Annotated in this window: 15 protein-coding genes and 1 riboswitch; of the genes, 8 read left to right on the plus strand and 7 right to left on the minus strand. The window is 42.1% G+C overall.

Going from position 1 to position 17280, the window contains the following annotated elements:
* Window positions 1-136: 136 nt before the first annotated feature.
* The 4 genes from LF817_RS10545 to LF817_RS10560 all read right to left on the minus strand — a co-directional run bounded on the left by LF817_RS10545 (window position 137) and on the right by LF817_RS10560 (window position 5023).
* On the minus strand, window positions 137-1462 hold the full coding sequence (locus LF817_RS10545) for a TrkH family potassium uptake protein (protein ID WP_253935768.1): 1326 nt from the start codon (window positions 1460-1462) through the stop codon (window positions 137-139).
* A 118-nt stretch (window positions 1463-1580) separates the two neighbouring features.
* A complete protein-coding gene (locus tag LF817_RS10550) occupies window positions 1581-2933 on the minus strand; it encodes a glucoamylase family protein (RefSeq protein WP_253935769.1) in 1353 nt (450 codons plus the stop codon).
* Window positions 2934-3442: 509 nt separating this feature from the next.
* On the minus strand, window positions 3443-3871 hold the full coding sequence (locus LF817_RS10555; protein ID WP_253935770.1) for a BrxA/BrxB family bacilliredoxin: 429 nt from the start codon (window positions 3869-3871) through the stop codon (window positions 3443-3445).
* A gap of 15 nt (window positions 3872-3886) precedes the next feature.
* Window positions 3887-5023, minus strand: coding sequence for a conserved virulence factor C family protein (locus tag LF817_RS10560; RefSeq protein WP_253935771.1), 1137 nt, complete (start codon window positions 5021-5023; stop codon window positions 3887-3889).
* 164 nt (window positions 5024-5187) lie between these two features.
* Here LF817_RS10560 and LF817_RS10565 point away from each other — a divergent pair, with 164 nt between their 5' ends.
* From LF817_RS10565 to LF817_RS10590, 6 genes are all read left to right on the plus strand, one after another.
* Complete coding sequence (locus LF817_RS10565; RefSeq protein WP_253935772.1) at window positions 5188-8604, plus strand: SCO7613 C-terminal domain-containing membrane protein; 3417 nt, start codon at window positions 5188-5190, stop codon at window positions 8602-8604.
* 76 nt (window positions 8605-8680) lie between these two features.
* On the plus strand, window positions 8681-9601 hold the full coding sequence (locus tag LF817_RS10570; RefSeq protein WP_253935773.1) for an ABC transporter ATP-binding protein: 921 nt from the start codon (window positions 8681-8683) through the stop codon (window positions 9599-9601).
* A complete protein-coding gene (locus LF817_RS10575; protein WP_253935774.1) occupies window positions 9594-10550 on the plus strand; it encodes an ABC transporter permease in 957 nt (318 codons plus the stop codon). The genes LF817_RS10570 and LF817_RS10575 overlap by 8 nt, the downstream gene beginning before the upstream one ends.
* A 19-nt stretch (window positions 10551-10569) precedes the next feature.
* Window positions 10570-11013 (plus strand): DUF4064 domain-containing protein, encoded by a 444-nt coding sequence (locus tag LF817_RS10580; protein ID WP_253935775.1) that lies wholly within the window; start codon window positions 10570-10572, stop codon window positions 11011-11013.
* A 374-nt stretch (window positions 11014-11387) separates the two neighbouring features.
* Window positions 11388-11490, plus strand: a riboswitch (SAM riboswitch).
* Between the two features lie 169 nt (window positions 11491-11659).
* Window positions 11660-12748 (plus strand): dimethylsulfone monooxygenase SfnG, encoded by a 1089-nt coding sequence (gene sfnG / locus LF817_RS10585; protein ID WP_253935776.1) that lies wholly within the window; start codon window positions 11660-11662, stop codon window positions 12746-12748.
* Window positions 12745-13317, plus strand: a complete 573-nt coding sequence (locus LF817_RS10590) for an NADPH-dependent FMN reductase (protein WP_253935777.1) — start codon at window positions 12745-12747, stop codon at window positions 13315-13317. The genes sfnG and LF817_RS10590 overlap by 4 nt, the downstream gene beginning before the upstream one ends.
* Window positions 13318-13351: 34 nt before the next feature.
* Here the strand turns inward: LF817_RS10590 and LF817_RS10595 are convergent, their stop codons facing one another.
* Window positions 13352-13528, minus strand: a complete 177-nt coding sequence (locus LF817_RS10595) for a hypothetical protein (RefSeq protein ID WP_253935778.1) — start codon at window positions 13526-13528, stop codon at window positions 13352-13354.
* 122 nt (window positions 13529-13650) lie between these two features.
* Here LF817_RS10595 and LF817_RS10600 point away from each other — a divergent pair, with 122 nt between their 5' ends.
* Window positions 13651-14550, plus strand: a complete 900-nt coding sequence (locus LF817_RS10600) for a formate/nitrite transporter family protein (RefSeq protein WP_253935779.1) — start codon at window positions 13651-13653, stop codon at window positions 14548-14550.
* A gap of 235 nt (window positions 14551-14785) precedes the next feature.
* On the opposite strand, the gene LF817_RS10605 is transcribed toward LF817_RS10600, so the two are convergent.
* Window positions 14786-15256, minus strand: a complete 471-nt coding sequence (locus LF817_RS10605; RefSeq protein ID WP_253935780.1) for a DinB family protein — start codon at window positions 15254-15256, stop codon at window positions 14786-14788.
* A 163-nt stretch (window positions 15257-15419) separates the two neighbouring features.
* Here LF817_RS10605 and LF817_RS20405 point away from each other — a divergent pair, with 163 nt between their 5' ends.
* A complete protein-coding gene (locus tag LF817_RS20405) occupies window positions 15420-16178 on the plus strand; it encodes a MerR family transcriptional regulator (protein WP_253935781.1) in 759 nt (252 codons plus the stop codon).
* 38 nt (window positions 16179-16216) lie between these two features.
* Here the strand turns inward: LF817_RS20405 and LF817_RS10615 are convergent, their stop codons facing one another.
* On the minus strand, window positions 16217-17278 hold the full coding sequence (locus LF817_RS10615) for a class I SAM-dependent methyltransferase (protein WP_253935782.1): 1062 nt from the start codon (window positions 17276-17278) through the stop codon (window positions 16217-16219).
* Window positions 17279-17280: the final 2 nt, after the last annotated feature.

The raw sequence follows: 17280 nt of genomic DNA on the forward strand, positions 1-17280 counted from the left end.
TCCGTTTCCCGGAGCCCCTCCATTCTCATGATGTCTCGAAACTTCCACTACGAAGGAGCTTATATGAATACAACACGGAACTTTAACAAAGCAATATAAATAGAAAAACCGCCAGTGGTCAACTGACGGCTTAAAGTCATCCGGTCATTACATCTTCGGGCGGGTATTTAACAGGGTCCGGCGTACTCTTCGCGAAAGCAAAAGCAAAGGTGAGCGGCCCTAATTTTCCGATGAGCATCGTCATTATGAGCACAACTTTCCCAATGAACGTTAAGTCCCCCGTCAACCCCATCGATAACCCTACTGTCCCGAAGGCGGATACACATTCAAAAAGAATCGTCAGAAAAGAAGCATCCTCGGTCAAATTCAGTACAAATACGGATACGATAACCACGCCTATACTTCCAATGGTTAGAGCTAGGGCGCGCATGACGAGGAAAGGCCTGATGCTCCTATGGTAAAGTACCACATTGTCTTTTTCCTTAAAGACGGCGAACGTTGCTAACAGGATAATAAGGGCAGTGGACAGCTTTACTCCTCCTGCGGTCGAAGCACTTCCTCCTCCTATGAACATGAGGGTGATGATATAAAAGAGGGAAGACTCCTCCATTTGGCCGATATCGATCGAGTTGAAACCAGCGGTACGGGGAGTTACGGCCTGGAAATAGGATGCCAGCCATTTTCCACCTGAAGACAGGTCAGCCAGCGTGTCCGGGTTGTTATATTCAAGTACAAAAATCATGATCAAGCTGAACAGGTTTATTGATAATGTACCGACAAGCATGATCTTAGTGTGTAACGAAAGGTGTTGGAATTCTTTTTTGTTCCAAAGGTCGAATACTACAGTGAAACCAATTCCTCCGATGATGAACAAAAATGAAATGACAATATTCACTACAGGATCAGTTGCGTAACCAGATAAGCTGTCAGACCATATAGAGAATCCCGCATTGTTGAAAGCAGAGACAGCATGAAAGACACTAGTGTAGATGCCATCCCTCCAACCCATTTCCGGCACCCACCTGAGGGAAAGAAAAACGATAGCAATGAGTTCAACAGAAAGAGAGAAAATCAGCAATCTTTTTATTAAGAAAATCAACCCGCCTATCGACGTCTGATTCATAGCCTGCTTAATAAGTAACCGTTCTTTAATACCAATTTTTTTACCTAATACCATATAAATGAGAACGGCAAAAGTCATAATCCCTAAGCCGCCCACTTGGATCAATATTAGGATGACGCTCTCCCCGAAGGTGGTGAAAACGGATCCGGTATCTACTACTACTAGTCCTGTTACAGTCATGGCGGATGTAGCCGTGAATAATGCATCGATAAAAGAGATATCTTCTTCGGTTGCCACGGGCAGTAATAAAAAGAGCGTTCCAAAAAAGATAGCTACAGCAAACACGAGAATTAAAGATTGAGGGGGACTCAACTGGACGAAACGTTTCTTCAACAACATCACCGGCTATCCTATAGAATGGTATTATTATAATCCAGTGGGTTAGAAATAGAATAGGTATAAAGTATCGTTAGTTAAAAAAGCTTGCAGAGAACTTCACTTCTCTGCAAGCTAATCTTTATTTAATGGAAAATTCTTCGCGTTCTAATAAATCTTCAGGGCTTTCTCCAATTTCATCCTGGTGGAAATAATCTCTGATCACGCCATCGTGGAGATAGTTCGCAATGGCTACAATCGACATCCCTTGATCTAAAGCTAGATACGCTTCTGTCACTTCACCTGTCTCCACGTTCACTGAGTCCAGAAAACCATATTTTCCATAGGAATCATAGCTTTTTAACGTTTGGATGTTTTCGAACACTTCCATCGGCGCATATTCCAGAGCTAAGAAAGTAGCGTGCGGGGTCACTGTACCGTCTGATTCGTAACCTTCATGTCCAAGTGGAGCCACACCAAACTCTTTATAATCATCCGGCGTAGCAGCTGGAGACATTCCCCACGCTTCATACCCTTGTTCTTCTGCATATTCAATTTGTATATCAACATGGCGCTGGTTGTTTAAACCAAGAGCATCCTGCCCGAGTTCTTTCTCTTTCATAACGAGCTGCGGCATAAGGGCTTCAAACATACTGCCGCCCCAGCTTGGAACGAATTTTTTGTCATTGTACGTATAATGACCTTCAAATACATCAATTCCGTCATAAGTTTCTGTGTATCCCTCAGGTGTTTGAGACTGCCAGTCCCACTCAGGCGGCATAGTACGTTCCATTTCCCACCAGTGAGTTTTCGGAACATCACCTTTACCGATGGACAAGTAGCTCGCGACACGTGGTTCCGTGTAAAGAGCACCGTAGTGGTGGTCGGTCACACTCTCCACTTCGGCATCATAGCCTCCGTACATCTGTCCGACTTCTGGATCGTACAGAGTAGAGTAGTCCATAGCATCGACAAGTTCACTCGTTTGCTCGTTAAGTTGCGGGTAAGCTTGTCCAGCAACTATAAGGCCGGCGGATAACCAACCGTTATCAACTGTGGATATGAATTGGCCCCAATCCGTCATAAGAGAGCCGTCATCTGTGTAATACCAGTTATAGTAAAGGCCATTCCATTTTTCCATATCTTCTAATGTATCTAAGGTTGTTTGTATTTTAGAGATCGCCTCATCTTCAGAAAGGGTACCTGATTCTTCAGCTGCGATTGTACTCATGAAGTACATCCCAATATTAGTTGGGGACGTATGTTTCTGTGGGTCAATCTCTCCATCATCTGTTCTTACCGCATCATAGGTCAATCCTGTATCTTGATCAGTAAAATCTTCAAAGTAAGTATAGGTTTTCTTGGAGATGGCTTCTAACTGTTTGGAAAGTGCCACCTTTTTGCCTTTATCAGAAGGGTGGGCCAGGGAAGTGGATGGAAATGCAGAGCTGAGCAGAAAAGCAAAGACAAGTATAAAGTAAAAAGCTTTCTTCAAAATAACACTCCTTTTTTAAATGAGCTATGTTAAATGCTGTTGTTGATTTTTCATCCCCTAATTTAAGAGAAGGAGAGGGCGCAGATGAACAACTCGCTATGTCTGATTGGGTAGAGGGAATTCCCCATTCACTCTTAGCACCAGCAATGAAGATGGTATTCCAGAATAGGATTTTGAAAAATCAACACATAGATTTAATATAGCTTTTGAATTAGTGAAACGTTTCGATTACAAGTATACATCAAACAAATGTAAGCGCAATCATATTAAGGGTAAAATTCTGAATTTTTAAAAAATGATTAAAAAGTAATGGTTCCTTTGCATTTAAGATTAAAATTCATTTCTCATAAGGAGAAATGGGGCTGAGGCTTCCGTCGGGGAAGTACTTTCGATTTCACTTTTGGTTTAAAGGGTGAAAGGGCGGATCTAAAAGAGTAAGCAGGGAAACAGAGTGCTTGGACACTAAAAAATCCGCTCCCTTTAATTAAGAGAACGGATTAGTGAGTGAATCAGCAGTACTGCTGATAAGCATTGGTCAAGTTTTCTACGATTTCTTCAACGTCATGATCTTCAATTTCTTCACGAGGTATGAAATGGACAACTTGCCCATTCTTCAGTAAAGCCATAGATGGAGAAGAAGGTTCATAGCCTTCAAAATAATCTCTCATGCGGCTGGTCGCTTCACGATCCTGACCGGCGAATACGGTAACGAGTTGATCAGGTTTTTTCTCGAAAGCCAGTGATTCTCTTGCGGAAGGACGGGCTAAACCTGCTGCACATCCGCATACAGAGTTCACTACGACTAAAGCCGTACCTTCTGTTGAGCCGATAAATTCATCGACTTCCTCTGGTGTCGTCAATTCGTTGAATCCTGCTTTTGTCAATTCTTCACGCATGGGCTGTGAAACTTCTTTCATATAGGCTTCATATGGGTTCATGGATAAAACCTCCTGTTATTTTTGTTTGGCTGCCTGGGTCATCTGGTGCCAGACGGAACCTTTGGCTTCTTCGCCGCCTTCAATTCGTTCAATTGCCATATTGATTTGCAGGCGTACTTCAAATTCGGGATCATTGCTGGCCTCTTTTAAAGCGGGGAGTGCTGTTTCATCTCCTAGTTCATAAAGAAACATAGCTGCTCTCCAGCGAACGAGACGGTTCGGATCTTTTAACGTCTCAATCACGTGAGGCATCGCCTCTTTGAATCCAAGATCGGACAAACAATCACCCGCTGTTCTTCGGACAGTGACCGTTTTATCATCGAGGGCTTTGTACAAGTATGGCAAAACCTCCGGCTCTTCAATCATGCCCAGGTACGCCGTAGCTAATCGGCGGATCGATGCTTTATCGTCGCTTAGCGCTTTATCCAGGACCGGTAAATCCTCAGGGGTTGGGTCCATACGATCAAGCGCAGCATATCTCACTTTCCAATCCGGATCATCCAACGTTTCTAGAGAAACCTTGGGAGCGCCAGGTTTTTCCTGTGCTTTATTCTCTTGATCAAACGCTTGTTCAACAAGCTGATCCAGTCTTGATGACTCATAACTTGCGGAAAGTTCTTCTTTCACCTGCTCACCGATGTCATTGACATCTCCGTACCGCGGACTCTGCTCCACCCATTTACGTTCCATAATCATATTAGGGGAAGCAGGAGCAGCTTTCATAGCGGCTTCTGTGAAACGTTCAGGCAGACCGACACGCTTCTCTTCGTCACCTTCTTCAAGTTTCACCTGCATTGGTATGTTTTTGAACATTTGAATAAACACTTTCACTTCACCAAATGCTTCGTTTTCCCTGGATTTTCCTTCAGGTTCGGGTTGGGCCTCAGCTTCTTCTGATCCAAACACTTCACGTACTGCAGGAAGGATCTCTTCCCATGGTACCTTAGCTTTCCGTTCTAAAGCAATAAAATCGGCTACATGGTAAAGGCCTTTCACCCCTTCTATTTTAAAAAGGTCGGTGACAAACTCAGGTGCTTCGTCCAGTTTGTCTCCTTGTTTATAATTTCTGCTTTCTCCACTTGGGAGTTCTCCGTTCACATTTATTTTCATGGAGTGAGGACTCGGTGTCGGTTCTATCGACGTAATTTTCATGTGTAGTTCCTCCCTGACTTCTGATTTTAATTATAATTTTATCAAAATAATCTTATGACTTCCATTATGCCGGTAATTGGTAAAATATAGGTTGAATTTGAACCGGATTATATGTAGTGTTACACGTGAAGTAGGTAGTAGGTCATAAGGGGTGGGGGTACTATATGAGTGATCAATCTAATCATGAGAAAAAAGATGTGTTTCATGAGGAATTACGTCACCTTAGAGATGGCTTTTACATAACAGAAAATGAGTATAGAACTATGGTAAAGGCTCATGATAACTATTTGGAAGCTCAGGCTGCAGCTGCAGAGTATGAGGCAGGCAGTGATTTCGTGGAAAAAGAGGATCGAATCTTTAAAGAGGATACGGCGGCTGAGCCGAAAAAACCGGAGAAGAAACCGAAGAAAAAGCTGAGCAAAGAACAACTGAGAGAGCGTAACATCACGTGGTCTCTTATTTTAGGGGTCATCCTGCTGCTGATCAGCGGGCTCGTAGTTGCCACAAGCCAATGGGAACAGATGGGCTCTGGTTTAAAAGTCTTTTCCATTTTCTTTGTCTCCTTATTCTTTTTAGGGTTAAGCTTTCTATCCAGAAAATATTTGAAAATTGAACAGACGGCTTTTGCTTTTTTAACGTTAGGCAGTTTACTGATTCCCATCGCCGTATTAGCGATCGGATATTTTGAGTTATGGGGAAGCTATCTATCATTCAATGGGGAAGGCAGGTACATACTTGGGCTGCTTGGTGCTCTCATTCCCCTGCCTCTTTATGTTAGAAATGCTTTTCAGCACCAATCCAGACTCTTCGTTTGGATCGCTTTAATTTTTCTATCGTTATCCGCGGGATTTGGTTTTGGAGCTTTACAGGTTCGTGTAGATGCTTTTTATTTACTTGTAATGTTGTTTAATGCTGGTCTGCTCTTTTTATATCAGAAGGTTAAACATAATTGCCGTTTCCTACTGTTTACGAAAGAGCTGCCTATCTATGTTCAGGCGAACATTATCTTATCTACTTTACTCATGCTCGTCTTATTCGAGAGTGAAGTCTTTTACAGCTTTAATCTATTCCTGACGGCAGGTTTATATTTGGCTATGGTTTTTGTATATCAGACGAAAGAATATCAATTTGTATTTTCTGCTTTACTCGCCTATGGTCTTTATCAGCTTGTGGAGAACACGGGAATGGCTGCCGCCGACACCATTGTGTACGCGTGCGCAGGGTTATTCTATGTAGGGTTCGCGTATGCAAGTCGAAAGCACCATTTCATGAGAACCGCTTTTCTCTATACGAGTGGTGTAGTGTCCTTTTTAGCTTTTCTTTACATTAGTTACGAAGGTATCACGTTACATGCAGAGGATGGCAGCGTTTTGTTGTTTCTTGCTTATCTCATCATGGCCATTAATTACGGCGCACTTGCGTATCTTGTAAAGCAGTTGGTTTTTCAATATTTAGCCCCTGTTTTTGTATTTGCTGCTGCGTGGCAAATCTGGCTGCTGGGAGATCCGCTCTCTCTGCATCTGGAGATGTTTATGTTTATTATAGGGGTGCTTATTCTCATTTATCCTGGGTTGTCAGCCGTTCATAGGCTGCTTCAACCGGTAAAAGACAGCAGCTTTTATACTGCGGCAGCGGTGATCGGGGTAAGTCTATATTTTACTGTATTGAATAATAGATTCGGGGAAGCGGCAGTTATTTTATTCGTCGTGGGCCTCCTTTCCTTTGTGATCGCAAGACAAACACGGACGAAGGAAATACGGGAAGCGGCTATATGGATCCACCCTGTAAGCTGGTTATTGTCCTTCCTAATGCTTTTTTTGTATATGAATGAATATGTACCAAACTTACCGGACTTCTACAAGGAGTCTCCCCATTTTGCTTTGAGCGGGGCTGCGCTGCTTGGGATCAGCGAAATCTATAGAAAGTTGAAACGAATCGAGTTTTCACGCGCTTCCTTTTATATAGGACAATCAAGCTTCATCCTTGCGCTGATTCTTATCCTCTATGGAGGTGCCGGGTCCGATATCGGTCTTGTACTGATTCTATTTATAGGCATAGGTGTACTCACTTGGCTCGTACGTTATACAGGTATAAGCCAGCTGTGGATTTTACCTGCTTTGCTCGTCCTAGCATGGTATAGTTCACTGCTCCTTATTTTTCCACTCGAAGAATTCTCAAGCTCGGTCAATTTCCTGATGTTTGGTCCCGTATTGCTTATGACGATCAGCCAATATGCGTCAAAAAAATGGACTGAGTTGAAACCTTATTTTTTCTGGATGGCTCATGCTGCACTTATACCTTTGACCGCTGTTGTCCTATTAGATCAAACGATCCACAAAAATCTGCTCCCGCTGCTTCTCATCATTCCGTTGATGTTATATGTTTTCAGCACTCTCACTCAGCGTAAAGAGTGGCAGGTGAAGACATTTTTATATGCTGCAATGGCGACAGTGTTCGCTTTGACAGCGACTGTACCTGGTTTCTACAATTGGCTGCCCGGTGTTCCTGCTGCATACGCATGGCTGGTCGCAAGCATTATGTTTACGGCTGCCTGGGTGTTCATGCCGTGGGTATGGAAGCGGAGGACTGATTGGTTTATTATCCCTTTTTCAATCATAGGTTTAATCAGTCTGATTCATCATGGAAGTCTTCTGCTTTATGAAATGGTTCCTATTCTTTTTTACATTGTTCTTATTTGTTTATTTATAGAACGCAGGGAATGGTCGGTATTCAACCTCGTTCCTCTAGCTCTTTCTTTAGCTCTTTGGGAACAGTACAGAGGAATATTAAGTGCTGGCTGGATTATGTTGATTCTTGTTCTGTCTTTTTCGCTGCTGCTGGCTATAGGTCATCGCAGGTTCAAACGATTAATACCCGTAAATGACCAATCATTAGTGATGGATAGCTATTCTTGGACGGCTTTTATCTACATTCCTTATCTGACGACCTTCTTACAGTGGGAAAGTATCATCTGGTTGAAAATTGTTCCTCCCGTCCTGCTTGGACTATGGTTCCTAATCAATCGGAACAGATTGCGGGAGCAAGCACAAGTGTTTGAGACACTTGGCATACTTTGTTTTTATGCTGCATACCTGTTGATCGTGTACGATTACAGACAACAGATACCAAACCTCGTTTATGCGGAGCTGCAGGTGCTGCCGTTGATCGGAGTTTTAGCGATCATACGTAAGTATACATGGAAACACCATAACAGGAGTATGAACCGGATACAGCTTGCTCTTTTGCTTTTTATTGCGGCCTATCTAGTAGTTGATGCCATACGCAGTCATACGATTTGGGATGCCTGGATGATTGGCGGATTATCTTTAGTATCGATGATTATCGGGATGCAGCTGAGGATAAAAGCATACTTTTTTGTGGGAATGGGAGTCCTTATCTTTAATGTCATTTATCAGACGAGACCTTACTGGGGAAATATGCCGTGGTGGGTGTATCTGCTTGTTGCTGGATTCCTGCTGATTGGTGTGGCCAGTTACAACGAATGGCAGAAACAACAGAAGCACAATCCGGTGGGAAGAAAGATGAAACAACTGTGGAGTATACTGAAAGAATGGAATTAATAAAGAAAATGAAACTCATTCGAAGCTGATTCGTAGATAATAAGGTGAATTGATAAAAAAGGAGGGACTTTAGAAAATGTCGAAAGCTGTAATGCAGTTGAAAAATTTAAAGAAAACTATTAAAAATAAACCAATTATCAAGGGGCTGGACTTCGAAATCAATAGTGGAGAGGTATTCGGTTTCCTTGGGCCGAATGGAGCTGGAAAGACCACTACAATCCGTATGATGGTCGGTCTGATGAGTATGACAGACGGTGATGTAATCATTAAAGGACATAGTGTTAAGAAGGATTATAAGAAAGCTGTCCAGCACGTAGGAGGAATTGTTGAAAATCCTGAAATGTATCCGTTTATGAGCGGGAGAAAAAATCTCATACATTATTCACGGATGGTCCCTGGAGTGACAAAAGAACGGATTGAAGAAGTCATCAAACTCGTTGGATTAGAAAAAAGGGTGAACGATAAGGTATCGAAGTATTCTCTTGGCATGAGGCAGCGATTAGGAATTGCTCAGGCGTTACTACATAAACCCTCTATCTTAATACTGGATGAACCGACAAATGGTCTTGATCCTTCCGGTATCCGGGAAATCCGTGCGTATATTAGGCGGCTGGCCGCAGAAGAAGGCGTGGCAGTCATCGTTTCCAGTCACATATTATCTGAAATGGAAATGATGTGTGATCGCATCGGAATTATTAAAAATGGGGAGCTTATCTCTATACAGTCAGTCAACGATGCGCTGCAGCAGTCTGATCAGAAAGAAGTCAGCCTTGAAGCCGAGCCTTTGGAAGAGGCGCAAATAGTTTTGAATGAAGTCATTGAAGGAAATGTGCTGCTAAACGAAGGTAAGTTGACTTTTACAGTGACGCGAGAGGAGATACCAGGAATTATTGCAAGTTTAGTGTCTCGGGAAATTGATGTCTATAGTGTCACCGTCACACGATCTACTTTAGAAGATAAATTCCTGGATTTGATTGGAGAGGGAGCCATTGAGTAATTTTATCCAATTAGTAAAAAATGAGCAGATGAAAATGTATGCGCAAATTTCCACATGGGTGATGCTGATCATATTAGCTGTGCTTGTGATAGGATTTGGAATTATTCTAAAAGTCGATGGAGGAATGACGCAGCAAGAAGCGCCTGCTGGTAATGAGTGGCGAGAAGCATTACAAGCAGAAAATGAGCAAATTGAGAGTGAAATGGAAGAAGGTTCTGGATTCGCTCCAATGAATGAGGAAACATTAGCAAAGAACCAATATCGTCTGGACAATGACATTGCTCCGAGCGGGTATAACGTATGGAACTTCGTGCAGGAAAATCGAACGAACGTGTCCATCATCAGCTTACTGACGATCATAGTGGCTGCCAGTATTATTGCAAACGAATTTAAATGGGGTACAATAAAGTTATTATTGATCCGACCTATTTCACGTACAAAGATCCTAGCGGCGAAATATACGTCGGTGTTAGTCTATGCTGCAACTATGCTGTTACTGCTATATATCTTATCCATCCTGACTGGGGCAGCTTTATTTGGAACGAATAACTTCAGCGAGCCTTTCCTGTTCATGAAGGATGGAGAAGTGCAGGAAGCCCCTATTTTTCAACATACTGCCTCTCAATATTTATTGAGTTCTGTTAATCTATTCATGATGGCGACTTTTGCTTTCATGATTTCGGCAGTATTCAGAAATAGTGCTTTAGCAATCGGTGTAGCTATCTTTCTCATGCTTTCCGGAAATTCAATTGTAGCGTTCTTTATGGATAAGGAATGGGCAAAATATATTTTATTCGCCAATACGAATTTAAATCAGTTCTTTACCGGGACCCCTATGATCCCTGACCTTACCCTCGGTTTTTCAGTTAGTGTTCTAGCTGTATACTTGATTGTATTTCTTGGATTATCGTGGCTGTTTTTTACAAAACGTGACGTAACAAATTCTTAGTAGAAAGGGAGTGGGACGTGTGAAGCGAACAGTTGAAATAGTATTTACAATCATTGGTGCTGTCTTTTATGGAATAGCCATAGGAATTGGAGCATTATTCGTGAATTTGAATCCCCAAATGAGAGCAGAATTAGAAAGTATACTGGCTCAGGATCCTAACGTAGACCCTGATCAGATCTCTGTGGATCAGTTGATCAATGGAGTGGCTACGGGAGCCTGGATCGTTATAGCGGCAGCTATACTAGCTATCGTATTAGGGATTTTATCGATTGTTTTCCTTAAAGGTAATAAGAAACCAAAAGCAGCTGGGATTATCCTCATTGTGTCTGGTGTGCTTTTGACTTTCGGTACTTTTGGGATAGGCTTGTTCGGAGGGGTGGCTTACCTTGTCGCGGGTATTGTAGCCCTGGTTAGAAAGCCGAAGCAGCCGGTCGTTGAACAAGAAACGAATGAAAGTTATTAGAACAGGAAGTGCGGGCCGATTTGGCTCGTGCTTTTTTCTTTAGAAAAAGGCTATTTAATACAAGCTCACTCGACTCAGTTTCGAGATGTGTGGACTGTTTCCGTTATGTTTAACAGCGGGAAGAGCTACGGGAAATCACTCCCTTTCAGTGGGAGCCAATCCCCGCCGCCTCAATCCTGTCACCAAATATCTCGAAATGAAGTCTTCCGCTATCCTGCCATATTGCTGAATAACTTTTTATGAAAATCAACAACGAAGTTTAACATAACTTTAAAATAAAACGAATGAATTATGAGAAAATTGAGAATACCGATTGACAAGGTAGGGATTAACCCTTAAGATAAGCTTTAACATTTAATTAAATACTTTTTAACTTCTTATCAAGAGAGATGGAGGGACTGACCCTGCGAAATCTCGGCAACCAGCGAAAGCCCGGTGCCAAATTCAGAGGATGCTGTAAGCTTCCGGAGATGAGAAGGACGTGCTCGGATTTTATATTCGTAAATAACGCCCTTTCTTACTTCGTGAAGTGAGAAAGGGCTTTTTTTGTTTTAAGTTCGGATTTGATTAACCGGATGTGCTGCAGACCGCGAGGAGAATTGGGAGATTTGTATCCATAAAACAAAATAGAAGGAGACGATGAACAATGAGTGATTTGCAATTTGCGTACTGGGTTCCAAATGTAAGCGGAGGACTGGTCGTGTCCAAGCTTCCACAAAAAACAGGGTGGGATTTCGAATCGAATCAGCGTTATGCCAAAATCGCCGAGGAATCCAACTATGATTTCGCCCTTTTACAAACTCGTTTTTTTGCAAGTTATGGAGCAGAAAACCAACTGGAGGCTATTACACTTGCCTCTGCCTTAGCGGCAAGCACTAAAAAATTAAAATTGATTTCAGCGGTCCACCCCGGATTATGGCACCCTGCTGTTTATGCCAAAATGCTATCGACATTGGATCAGATAAGTAATGGGAGGGCAGCTGTTAATATTGTCAGCGGGTGGTTCAAGCAGGAATTTACCGGATTTGGAGAGCCATGGCTCGATCATGCAGAGCGTTACAAGCGCTCTGAAGAGTTCATACGAGTGCTTCGTGAGCTTTGGACTAAAGAGCAGGCTTCCTTTAAAGGAGACTATTACGAAATAAATGAAGCACCCCATAAGCCTAAACCAGTTCAGGGTGGAGATTTACCTGTTTTCCAGGGTGGAAATTCAAATGATGCCAAAGAGATGGCTTCTCGAGTTTCTGATTATTACTTCATGAACGGAAATACACTGGAGGGTTTTAAAAAGCAGATCGAAGAAGTAAGTGAGCTGGCTGCCAAAGAAGGCCGAGAAGTGAAATTCGCTGCCCATGGATTTGCGATTGTCCGCAATACAGAAAGAGAAGCTCGCCAACAACTGCAAGATATCGTACATGCAGCTGATAACGATGCAGTAGAAGGATTTCAGGAAGCTGTAAAAGAAGCAGGGCAATCGACTGAAAATAAGGAAGGAATGCGGGCAGATTCCTCTTATGAAGACTTAATCCAATATAATGATGGGTTTAAAACAGGCTTGATCGGCACCCCTGAACAAGTAGCCGACCGGATCATTGAACTGAAGAGAATAGGGGTTTCCATTGTTTTAACGGCCCATTTTCATTATGAAGAAGATTTGGCGCGGTTTGGAAAAGAAGTCATTCCATTAGTAAAAGAAAAAGAAGAAAAGTTAAAAACGGAAGGTGTTTTGACATGAAATTATTAGGTATATCAGGCAGTGTGACACTAAGCTCTAAAACATGGGCGGCAGTGAATAAAGCAGTAGAGGCAGCAGCACAAGCTGATCCTCAATTAGAAACTGAGGTCGTCCATCTGGGGGATTTCGATACAGTTCTATGTGATGGCAGAAACCCTGCTGATTACGAAGGAGAAACGAAAAAAATTATTGATTTAATTGAAGAAGCTGATGCGTTAATTATTGGGACTCCCGTTTATCGTGCGTCGTTGACGGGCGCCTTGAAAAACGTTTTTGATTTGATTCCAAATGACGCTCTTCGTGGCAAAGCAGTAGGATTTGTAGCTACCGGCGGGACGTACCATCATTATTTAGTCATCGATCATCAACTTAATCCATTGGCAAATTATTTTAGAGCTCATGTCGTTCCTGGCGGAGTATACGTGCATAATGGACATTTTACTAACGGTATAATCACTGATGAAGACATCGAGTTCCGATTGAATGCACTAGGTGTTTCGACAGCAGAGCTTACTCTTAAGTTAGGGAAAGAGCATGCCCGCGTTCCTCAGCCTTCCATACCGAGATGAAAGAAAAGTGCTGGACTTAGTGCCAGCACTTTTTTTAATCCAAAATCCGATTCATTTCATCCACATCTGCTAGCTGTCGATTCGCTACACTCGTTTGCTGGGGCATAAAGCCGTCTCCGTCACAAATTTTACACGTGTAACGCCACTCTTCATCATCCATTAAAAGGCCGCGGCCGTCACAAGCAAGACACACCTGGTCTCTGCTTCCCATATGATCCCTCCTTGTCACCCTGAGTACTTAGTAATTTTTCCATAATTACACCGAATATGCATGAAAGGTTTGGATTAATGTTTCGGAAAAAGGGGAATATGTTGAAAATTGGAGGGGATGAAATGAGCGAGAATGACAATCAGAAAAAATATCAAGAAGAAGAAACTGAAAATAATATTCAGGAAAAAACAGAGCGCCCGCGCAGACAATTTTATATTCCATCACAAATCGTTGACGAATTTGGAGAGAAAGGCCGTGATCACTTAGGGCAGCCTTTTGGCGGGATGATGCTTTTAGCTCTGACTGCAGGCTCATTTATGACTTTCGGTGCAATATTTTCCATCCTTATTGCTGAAGGGGTAGAAACCCAGGGTCTTTTCCATTTACTTTCGGGGTTTGGATTTGCCGCTGGTTACGCAATGGTTTTTATTTCAGGAGCTATCCTGTTTACAGAAATCAATGTGCTGCTGCCCTCTTACCTATTCAACAAATCAAATTTAATGAAGGTCAATATATATAAATTCTGGGGAGCCACTTATATCGGTAACATTCTCGGTGCCGTCATGGTCGCCGTCCTGATCGAATTATCCGGCTCGCTCTCACCAGAATTTTATTCAGAGCTATCTTCTTATTTAGATAAAAAAATGAAGTTTATGGATCATGGAGTAAAAGGATGGTTCGAAGTACTCGTTTCAGGTATATTGGCTAACTGGCTGATCGGCATGGCTGCTTTCCTGACAACGGCCGCCAGAGATATTACAGGGAAAATATTAGGTACGACTTTGCCGGTCATTTTATTTGTAGCTGGTAACTTCCAGCACAGTGCTGCCAATATGGGGTATTTCAGTATGGGAGTTTTAGCTTCTGACAAATACGCCTGGTATGAATATATTTGGTTTAACTTGATTCCTGCCAGTATCGGTAACTTGATCGGCGGAGGAATCCTAGTTTCGTTACTTTTCTCTTATGCTTATAAAGAAGACCTTAATACAAGCTTAGGTAAAAAGAAAAATGGCAAGTAAAAGTCTCCTCTAAAGGAGGCTTTTTTCTTTCGTTAAAGGTTTCCTTATCTTGAATACTCCGTTTAGGGACTTTTGTATGAGAAGATCGGGGCTTTAAAAATCGAGCCTTTCCTAAAACTACCATCCACTATTATGACGACGGAACAGAAGGACGACTCGGAATCGATTCTTTCATATGACTTATCAAAATGATAAGAACTAAAAAACCACAACTTCAAAAGTAGTGGTTTAAAAATTATTCAAACAGCATAATTTCAGGGTCTTTCTCGTACGTGTGAACGAGCATTGCATGGAGCTGGCCTCTGTGGTGGTACATATGGGCGATGATTTCTAAAAGCCATTCAAAACGCGTATATGTAACATCCCACCATGAAGTGATCTCAGTAAATAAGTGTTCTTCCGTATAGCTTTCATATTGAAACTTCAGTTGAGCAAAATGTTCATATAGAGTTGCAGATATTTCTTCCGTAGTTTTTAAGGAGATCGATTCGTAAAATGCCTGTATATCAGATTCAGCAGCCCCTTCGGCAACTCTTCCATCTGCCGCAGGAATTGTAGCTAAATGCTCAAGAAGTTCTCCTATAGAGAACTTGCCTTTGGTAGGCCTGAAATCTAAATCTTCATCTTTTAACTGGCCAAGAATTTCTGAAAGAGATGCTATCACTATTTCTAATTGGTGGAACGCGCTGTCGCAGTATTTATTCATATGATATACCCTCATTTATAAAAATTGTTAATGATATATTCTTCATAACTTGGGAAATACCTTTCGACATGTGAAAATCTCTATAAAAACGACAATATTCCCCGGGAAATACTATTGACTATGACGTTACGTCATAGATTATCATCAAGAGGAGGTGATCACCGTGTACAAAGTGAAAGAAGCTGCTGAATTAGCAGGTGTTAGTGTGCGCACACTGCACCATTATGATCGAATGGGTCTCTTGACTCCGAAAAAAGGGGGGAATGGATACCGGTATTATGATGATAATGATTTCATTATACTGCAACAAATTCTCTTTTTTAAGGAATTAGATTTTTCATTACAAAAAATCAAAGAAATTTTACAAAGTCCCGACTTTGACGAGCAGCATGCTTTACAGCAGCACAAGAAAATTCTGTTAGAGAAGAAGGCGAGATTGGAGAAGGTGATCAGATCCGTCGATCAATCGATAGCTTCTTATAAAGGGGGAGAAACAATGACACCGAAAGAAAGATTTGAACCGTTTGATATGCAAAAGATTGAAGAACACCGTAAGAAGTTTGCAAAAGAAGTGGAGCAGCGATGGGGGGACACGGATGCCTATAAAGAGTCAGCTAAAAGAACTTCGGCTTACTCAAAGGATGACTGGAAAAAAATCCACGCGGAAAACGAAGTGATAGACAAACATCTGGTGCAGTTGATGGATCAGGAGCCTGGAGATGAAGAGGTTCAGAAGTGGATAGATGCTAAACGACAGCATATCACGAAATATTTCTATCCATGCTCTATCGAGATCTTCAGAGGATTGGCTGATATGTATGTAAACGATCCAAGGTTTACTAACAATATCGATAAAGTTAAACAAGGGTATGCAGCGTTTGTAAGTAAAGCGATGCACGTGTACTGTGATCAAAGAACTTAAACTGACTCAGCCTTTCCTGACAAGGGAAAGGCTGTTTTTTATCTGGGCTGGCATAAGAGCCCGTTGTGTACTTTGATATAGCCATGCCGTAAAATATTAAACCCGCTTTCATACATATACAAGCCCATCTGTTCCACAGTCATCAGCTCCCGGTACGTATGATTCATGACATCGGCCATAATGCGGTAATATACTTTTGAGCGAATTTGGTTCCTTGGAGTCGTGAGGATCGCATACCCGCCAGGTTTAAGGAAGCGGCGGTGCCAATCGGCAACCTCGTGTTTATATTCGTCAGGAAAATGCTCCAATAAACCGACGGATAGGACGAGATCAAATTCTTGTCCATAGTCGAGGTTCCTAATATCATTTACGATGTATTCAATAGATAAATCATCTTTATAATAAACTTTTGACTGGCCAGTTTGTGGATTTTCACCTAAGAAGGGGTAGGTTTCCGGGAATTCAGCGAACCTTGTCGTCTTGCAGTATTCATCATAATCTACCATCACTATTTCTGCTCCAGGGTACATGGCGCCTAGCTGCATGGCTTCGTACCCTTCTGCAGCCCCGAGGAATAATATCCTTGGCTTTTTAATGTCGATTCCTTCAAAGAGAGCTCGTTTACCTCTCGGATCCCAAATGCCATCCTGGATCCGGTGAACGTAATTCCATAATTGTAATTGCACCATGCTGCCGATTGTGTGTTTGACTTCTCCTGGTCTGAAGGATTTCAATCCCTTAAAAAAATCGTGCTTGGAGGATTCCAGTTCGCCAGGCACGTCTTTTATGAACCATTCGTGAAAAGCTTTATTAAAGTACGTCCAAGAAGTGTGCGGGTCCATTGCCTTTTGATGTCTGCTTTCCCAATCGTTTTTCTCTTTAGAGTCAGCCTTCACTTCATAAGGACGTCCGATATCTTCCCACTTCAACTGTGACCAATCTTTTACTGTGTTTAACGTCACGAATTTATTGTATTCTTTTTCAGAAAAGCTTCGTAAATCCATCCGGTAAGAAGGCAGCTTTTTAGTTCTGCCGATATGAGAACTTGAGTATGGACGAGTGTGAGCCGAAGTTATTGTACTTTCTGTTAACAGGTTCATCA

This window comes from Halobacillus sp. A1, from assembly GCF_024189295.1.
Classification (GTDB): domain Bacteria; phylum Bacillota; class Bacilli; order Bacillales; family Halobacillaceae; genus Halobacillus_A.